The sequence below is a fragment of the Collinsella sp. SGI.241 genome, from assembly GCF_050312955.1.
Taxonomy (GTDB): domain Bacteria; phylum Actinomycetota; class Coriobacteriia; order Coriobacteriales; family Coriobacteriaceae; genus Collinsella.
This window is the reverse complement of the sequence record NZ_JBNPKM010000028.1, coordinates 1-882: the sequence shown is the minus strand read 5'-3', so window position 1 is coordinate 882 and position 882 is coordinate 1. Positions and strand designations below refer to the sequence as shown.

Genomic DNA, 882 nt, shown 5'->3' with positions numbered 1-882 from the left:
GTGCGGGAAGTGGTCCTTGAGAGAACTCACGAGTTCCTTGGGGATATCAAAGAGCTCCTATGAGTACCAGCGCCGCGCGATCGCGAGGCCCGACCGGCGCGCGCCCCTGCGCGCGCTCGTGCGCAGGATCTTCACCGAGGACGGCGAGGGGGCGCGGGGGTACCGCTTCGTGACGGCGCGCCTGCGCGAGCTCGACGAGCCCGTGCGCGCCTCGGAGAAGGTCGTCCTCCGCATCATGCGCGAGGAGGGCCTGGTCCCCAGGTGGATGAGGAGGAAGAGGAGGCCCTACAGCTCCTATGCGGGCGAGCCGACGCCGGCCCCGCCGAACCTCGTGCGCCGCGACTTCCGCTCGGCCCTGCCGAACTTCCTGTGGCTCACCGACATCACCGAGTTCAGGCTGCCCTCCGGCAGGAAGGTCTACCTGTCGGCCATCAGGGACTGCTTCGACTCCTCGGTCGTGGCGTGGAGGGCCGGCGAGAGACCGGACGCCGCGCTCGCCAACTCGACGCTCGAGGACGCCTGCGCGCTGCTCGCGCCCGGCGAGCGCCCCGTCATCCACTCCGACCGCGGCGGCCACTACCGCTGGCCCGGCTGGATCTCGATCTGCGAGGGGCACGGCCTCGCCAGGAGCATGTCCGCCAAGGGCTGCAGCCCGGACAACGCGGCGATGGAGGGCTTCTTCGGCCTGCTCAAGAGGGAGTTCTGGCACGGCAGGGACTGGTCGGGCTGGACCCCTGCCCGCTTCATCGAGGAACTCGGGGGCTGGATCGGCCGATACAATACGGAGAGGCGCAGCGATGCGCTCGGCGGCCGCACGCCGGCCGAGTTCCGCGCCGCGCTGGGAAGGGCCGCGTAACGGTCCAAGAAATCGTCCGCAGTCCC

1 protein-coding gene is annotated in these 882 nt (G+C 70.4%); it reads left to right on the top strand.

Features of this window, described 5'->3' with window-relative positions:
- A partial coding sequence (locus ACQQ92_RS08410) for an IS3 family transposase (RefSeq protein WP_427796239.1) occupies positions 1–856 on the top strand: 856 nt, incomplete at its 5' end.
- Positions 857–882: the final 26 nt, after the last annotated feature.